The sequence below is a fragment of the Saccharothrix sp. ST-888 genome, from assembly GCF_000955975.1.
GTDB lineage: Bacteria > Actinomycetota > Actinomycetes > Streptomycetales > Streptomycetaceae > Kitasatospora.
On sequence record NZ_JYJF01000197.1, the window covers coordinates 1 to 5,441 of the forward strand.

Annotated in this window: 6 protein-coding genes and 1 tRNA gene; 4 read left to right on the forward strand and 3 right to left on the reverse strand. The window is 69.1% G+C overall.

Annotation, left to right across the window (positions count from 1 at the left end; all coding sequences use genetic code 11):
• Nucleotides 1-385: 385 nt before the first annotated feature.
• Nucleotides 386-1,675 carry a PTS transporter subunit EIIC gene (locus UK12_RS31700; protein WP_045306666.1) on the reverse strand — a complete coding sequence of 430 codons (1,290 nt, stop codon included), beginning with the start codon at nt 1,673-1,675 and terminating at the stop codon, nt 386-388.
• A gap of 383 nt (nt 1,676-2,058) precedes the next feature.
• On the opposite strand from UK12_RS31700, the gene UK12_RS31705 reads away from it, so the two are divergent.
• The 4 genes from UK12_RS31705 to rdgB all read left to right on the forward strand — a co-directional run bounded on the left by UK12_RS31705 (nt 2,059) and on the right by rdgB (nt 4,312).
• A complete protein-coding gene (locus tag UK12_RS31705; RefSeq protein WP_045306667.1) occupies nt 2,059-2,295 on the forward strand; it encodes a glucose PTS transporter subunit EIIB in 237 nt (78 codons plus the stop codon).
• A gap of 98 nt (nt 2,296-2,393) precedes the next feature.
• Nucleotides 2,394-3,119 carry a ribonuclease PH gene (rph, locus tag UK12_RS31710; RefSeq protein WP_045306668.1) on the forward strand — a complete coding sequence of 242 codons (726 nt, stop codon included), beginning with the start codon at nt 2,394-2,396 and terminating at the stop codon, nt 3,117-3,119.
• A gap of 162 nt (nt 3,120-3,281) precedes the next feature.
• Complete coding sequence (locus tag UK12_RS31715) at nt 3,282-3,671, forward strand: hypothetical protein (RefSeq protein WP_045306669.1); 390 nt, start codon at nt 3,282-3,284, stop codon at nt 3,669-3,671.
• 32 nt (nt 3,672-3,703) lie between these two features.
• Nucleotides 3,704-4,312 carry an RdgB/HAM1 family non-canonical purine NTP pyrophosphatase gene (rdgB, locus tag UK12_RS31720; RefSeq protein WP_045306670.1) on the forward strand — a complete coding sequence of 203 codons (609 nt, stop codon included), beginning with the start codon at nt 3,704-3,706 and terminating at the stop codon, nt 4,310-4,312.
• 70 nt (nt 4,313-4,382) lie between these two features.
• Here the strand turns inward: rdgB and UK12_RS31725 are convergent.
• Nucleotides 4,383-4,457 (reverse strand) — tRNA-Leu (locus tag UK12_RS31725).
• 71 nt (nt 4,458-4,528) lie between these two features.
• A partial coding sequence (locus UK12_RS31730; protein ID WP_231591470.1) for an HNH endonuclease signature motif containing protein occupies nt 4,529-5,441 on the reverse strand: 913 nt, incomplete at its 5' end.

The window sequence follows — 5,441 nt, forward strand, 5'->3', positions numbered from 1 at the left end:
GATCGGGAGCTGGAGGCTGCGGCCGATCTTCTGCAGGCCCTGCAGCAGGTTCTGGCCGAACTGCTTGGCGGGGGAAGGGGCCGGTGCCGCAGCGGGCGTCGATGCCTGCGCAGTCGTACTCATGGGGGATGGTTCCTAACGACAGGGCGGCCCGGATCGGGGGAGGTGCCAGGGGGTTCCGAAACCGCGAACTGGTCTACACCACTAGTGGTGTAGACCAGTTTTGTAGCACGTGTGGACAAGGGGGGGAAGGGTCGGAAGGCGCGCAGGTCGGAAGTGCTATGAAATCGAAACCTTGTTGCCGATTAATGATCATGATTACCCGGCGTGATCGTGATTTTGGAGAGTTGCGCAACAAAAACACCGTCGGTGGTGAAGGCGCAGGTCAGTCCTTGGTGACGTCCTCGACCTCGGACTCGTCCTCGCGCCCCAGGGTCTTCAGATCGAACCTGACGATGATGGAGCGGAACAGTGCGTAGTACGCCAGTGCGAAGCAGAGTCCGATCGGAATGATCAGCCACGGTCTGGTGGCCAGTCCCCAGTTGATCACGTAGTCGATCAGGCCCGCCGAGAAGCTGAAGCCGTCGTGCACCCCGAGCCCCCAGGTGACGGCCATCGACACGCCCGTCAGTACGGCGTGCACCGCATACAGCGCGGGCGCGATGTAGGCGAAGGAGTACTCGATCGGCTCGGTGACGCCGGTGACGAAGGAGGTCAGTGCCATCGAGGTCATCAGGCCGTAGATCTCCTTGCGGCGGTGCGGCTTGGCGGAGTGCGCGATGGCCATCGCGGCGGCGGGCAGCGCGAACATCATGATCGGGAAGAACCCCGAGGTGAACTGCCCGGCCGTCGGGTCGCCTGCCAGAAAGCGCGGGATGTCGCCGTGGACCGTGCTGCCGTCCGGTTTGACGAAGTCGCCGAACTGGAACCAGACGAAGGTGTTCAGCAGCTGGTGCATGCCGATCAGCAGCAGCGCGCGGTTGCCGAGGCCGAAGATGCCCGAACCGACCGCGCCCAGGTCGGAGAGCCACCTGCTGAAGGAGGTGAGCGCGTCCCCGACCGGCGGCCAGACCCACAGGGCGAGGCAGGCGAGGGCGAGCCCGACCAGGGCGGTGATCATCGGCACGAGCCGGCGGCCGTTGAAGAAGCCGAGCCAGTCCACCAGTCTGGTCCGGTGGAACCGCACCCACAGCCAGGCGGAGGCCAGGCCGATCAGAATGCCGCCCAGTACGCCCGGGTTCTGGTACGTCGCCGCTGCCGCCCGCGCCGAGGAGAAGTCCACGCACTGGTCGCCGACCAGCACGGTCGGCGCCTTGCAGGCGACCGGGAAGGCGTGCAGCACCTTGTAGTAGACGAGGAAGCCGACGACGGCGGCGAGCGCGGTGGAGCCGTCGGCCTTCTTGGCCATGCCGATCGCCACACCGACGCAGAACAGCAGCGGCAGGCCGAGCGAGGAGTCCAGCAGCGCACCGCCCGCGGCGGCGAAGACCCGGGCCACGTTGTCCCAGCCGAGACCGTCCTTGCCGAAGACGTCATCCTGGCCGAGCCCGTTCAACAGGCCCGCCGCGGGCAGCACCGCCACCGGGAGCTGGAGGCTGCGCCCCATCTTCTGCAGGCCGCCGTAGAGGTTGTGCCACCACGGGGTCCGGGGAGCCGCGGCGCCTGCTGAACTCATCCTCGCCCTCCGAGTGCGGTGGCCGTCGGGTCGGAGCGGCCGACGGGACCGGCCGACGGGAACAGCCGATCGCGGAACGCCGGGGCCCGGTCCCGCGTTGAGTGGAGTGCACCTAATATTGGTGTAGACCACTATCGGTAGATTCGGCTGCGCCGGACTCGGGTCCCACTGTTCGTCATCCTCGGGTGAAGATCAGTAACGTGCGCGCCGGAATGCTCCATAAGTGGACTAACGTGGCATACCGGTCAGTCTCGGGTGATGCTGGTCGCGCTGCCCGACGGCGCGACATCTGAGCCCGCATCAACTCCGGCAGTGACCACACCGCACCGAGCAGGACGGCACCCGGCAGAGCAGCCGACGCGCCGAGACAGAGGGAGAAAGACATGGCCAGCAAGGCTGAGAAGATCGTCGCCGGCCTCGGCGGGATCGACAACATCGAAGAGGTCGAGGGCTGCATCACCCGCCTGCGGACCGAGGTCGTCAACCCCGAGCTCGTCGATGAAGCCGCCCTCAAGGCCGCCGGAGCCCACGGTGTGGTGAAGATGGGTACCGCGATCCAGGTCGTCATCGGCACCGACGCCGACCCGATCGCCGGTGAGATCGAGGACATGATGGACTGAGCCCACGGGCTCACCGCGAAGGCCCACCGACCGCACGGCCGGTGGGCCTTCGCACATGCTGCGAGCACACCGGCCACGAGCGACTAGGCTCGGAGGCTATGTCACGCATCGACGGCCGCACCCCCGACCAGCTCCGCCCCATCACCATCGAACGAGGCTGGAGCAAGCACGCCGAAGGCTCCGTCCTCATCACCTACGGCGACACCAAGGTGCTCTGCACCGCCAGCGTCACCGAAGGCGTCCCCCGCTGGCGCAAGGGCACCGGTGAAGGCTGGGTCACCGCCGAGTACTCCATGCTCCCGCGCGCCACCAACACCCGGGGCGACCGCGAATCCGTCCGCGGCAAGATCGGCGGACGCACCCACGAGATCAGCCGCCTGATCGGCCGCTCGCTGCGCGCCGTCGTGGACCACCGCGCGCTCGCCGAGAACACCATCGTGCTCGACTGCGACGTCCTCCAGGCCGACGGCGGCACCCGCACCGCCGCCATCACCGGCGCGTACGTCGCCCTGGTCGACGCCGTCTCCTGGGCCCGTGACAAGAAGCTGCTGCGCGCCAAGGGCCAGCCGATCACCGGCGGTGTCTCCGCCGTCAGCGTCGGCATCATCGACGGCGCCCCGATGCTCGACCTCCAGTACGAGGAGGACGTCCGGGCCGAGACCGACATGAACATCGTCTGCACCGCCGACGGCCGCTTCGTCGAGGTCCAGGGCACCGCCGAAGGCGCCCCCTTCGACCGCGACCTGCTCAACCAGCTGCTCGACCTCGGCACCCTCGGCTGCGCCGAACTGGACGAGATCCAGCGCAAGGCCCTGCAGGGCTGACCTCCCGTCAGGGCCGGACGGGTTCCGGGTGCGGCCGCTGTACAGGCCGGGCCCGGAACCCGTACCGTTCGGCGCAGTGGTCCGGCTCCGGGAACCATCGGCACCTCGGTGGTCGTCATCCGTTACCGGACCAGCCCCAGCGCCATCACCGGAGGAACAGCGATGCAGCACAGCATCAACCGCTCCACCACCCTTGCCGTGGCCGCACTCATCCTCCTCCTGCCACTCAGCGCCGTCAGCTGCTCCGCCGCCCAGAAGGCGATCGACTGCGGCAACACCGCCGTGAAGATCACCGGCGATGTCGCGGACGCCGGAACCGCCTTCAACAACGCCGACAAGGACCCGCAGGCGGCGGGCCAGGCCCTGCAGAAGCTCAAGAAGGACCTCGACCAGCTCGGCCGCAACTCCAGCGACACCGACGTCGCCAAGGCCGTCGGCGACCTCCAGGCCCAGGTCGACAAGGCGCAGACCGCGATCAACGCCAACCAGGTGCCCGACCTGCAGCCGCTCAGCGACGCGGCGTCCAAGCTCACCAAGGTCTGCACCGGCTGAGCCGCGCTCCGCAGGTCAGTAGGGTGGGCTGCATGACTACCCGACGCCTCGTCCTCGCCACCCGAAACCAGCACAAGGTCGCCGAGCTGCTCGCCATCCTCGGCGACGCGGGCCTGGACGTCGAACTCGTCGGTGCCGACGCCTACCCCGAGATCCCGGACGTCCCCGAGACCGGCGTCACCTTCGCCGAGAACGCCCTGCTGAAGGCGCACGCCCTGGCCCGCGCCACCGGACTGCCCGCCGTCGCCGACGACTCCGGCCTCTGCGTGGACGTGCTGGGCGGCGCCCCCGGCATCTTCTCCGCCCGCTGGGCCGGAAAGCACGGCGACGACCGCGCCAACCTGGACCTGCTGCTCGCCCAGCTCTCCGACATCTCCGACCCGCACCGGGCTGCCCACTTCGCCTGCGCCGCCGCGCTCGCCCTCCCCGACGGCACCGAGCGCGTGGTCGAGGGCCGCCTGACCGGCACCCTGCGCACCGCCCCGGCCGGCGACGGCGGCTTCGGCTACGACCCGATCCTCGAACCCCTCGGCGAGACCCGCACCTGCGCCGAGCTGACGGCCGACGAGAAGAACGCCATCAGCCACCGCGGCCAGGCCTTCCGCGCCCTGGCCCCGGTGGTCCGCGAACTGCTCGGCTGACACGACGTCGGCCGGGAAAGCGAAAGCCCTTCTTCCTTCGAATCGAAGGAAGAAGGGCTTCTTTGACAGGTACGCCCGGTGGGACTCGAACCCACGACCCTGCGGACCTAAACCGCAGCCCTCTCGCCAGCTGGGGTACGGGCGCCTGGCACAGCCAGCCTACCGTCTGCGAATCGCGCGTGGGTAGCGGCAGCCGGCGAGGCCGGCTGGGCGTCGTCAGGACACGGCCGGGGGTTGCCTGTTCCGGCCGCAGTAGGTCGGCGTGACGGAGTGACAGTTGGGACACAGCAGACGCAGGTTCTCGACCCGGTTGTCGAGCCAGTCCCCGTTGACGTGGTCCACCTCCAGCGTCATCGGCTGCCCCAGCCAGACCGGTGGGGTGCCGCACATCCGGCAGACGTCGGCGTGGCCGATGTGCACCAGCATCGCCCGCAGGCGGTCGCCGGGAATCCGGGGACTCCCCGGCGGAAGCCGCTCCGGCTTGCGTCGCGGGCCGGTCTTGCGGCCTCTGCCGTGCTGCTGCCCGGTGAAGTGGCCGGTGTCGATCCCGTGCAGCTCGATGCTCGCCTTCAGCTTCGCGCGTGCCGCCCCACCGTCGACCAGGCCGAGAGCGCGGAGCGTGCCGGCGATGCTGCGGTTGTCGGCGACCGCCCGGGCCAGTTCGGCCTCGGGGACCTGCAGCGTGCGAGCCGTGCCGTCGCCCCGGAAGGCGAAGTGCGAGGTGTCTATGCCGAACCGGCACAGCTGCTTCTTGAAGTGCGAGTAGATGCTGCCGTACGGGGTGATGCCCAGGTGGTCGAGCATCCCGTTGATGCTGGTGCTGTCTGCCGCGGCCGCTGCCAGCTGCTCCCGGGTGTACCGGCGGCGTCCGTAGTCGGGCCGGCCCTGGTTGAAGTGCGAGGTGTCGATTCCGTAGTGCTTGAGCCGTCTGCTGAGGTAGCTGTGGGTGCCGCCCGCCATGGGGACGCCGAGCCTGCGCATCATGTCGTCGATGCTGGCGGACTCGGCGGCGAGCGCAGTGAGCAGTTCGCGGGTGTACTTGAGCGGCATCTGGTGCGCCTCCCGGGCCTTGTGGTGCGCCCGTCCCCCGGGAAGGGGAACGAGTGGTGGGGGGTGGGGGGCGCGGGTG

What these genes read in the sequence shown, in the direction of transcription:
- UK12_RS31715 (WP_045306669.1), top strand. Translation starts at nt 3,282, where the DNA reads ATGCAGCACAGCATCAACCGCTCCACCACCCTTGCCGTGGCCGCACTC.
- rdgB (WP_045306670.1), top strand. Translation starts at nt 3,704, where the DNA reads ATGACTACCCGACGCCTCGTCCTCGCCACCCGAAACCAGCACAAGGTC.
- UK12_RS31705 (WP_045306667.1), top strand. Translation starts at nt 2,059, where the DNA reads ATGGCCAGCAAGGCTGAGAAGATCGTCGCCGGCCTCGGCGGGATCGAC.
- rph (WP_045306668.1), top strand. Translation starts at nt 2,394, where the DNA reads ATGTCACGCATCGACGGCCGCACCCCCGACCAGCTCCGCCCCATCACC.
- UK12_RS31700 (WP_045306666.1), bottom strand. Translation starts at nt 1,675, where the DNA reads ATGAGTTCAGCAGGCGCCGCGGCTCCCCGGACCCCGTGGTGGCACAAC.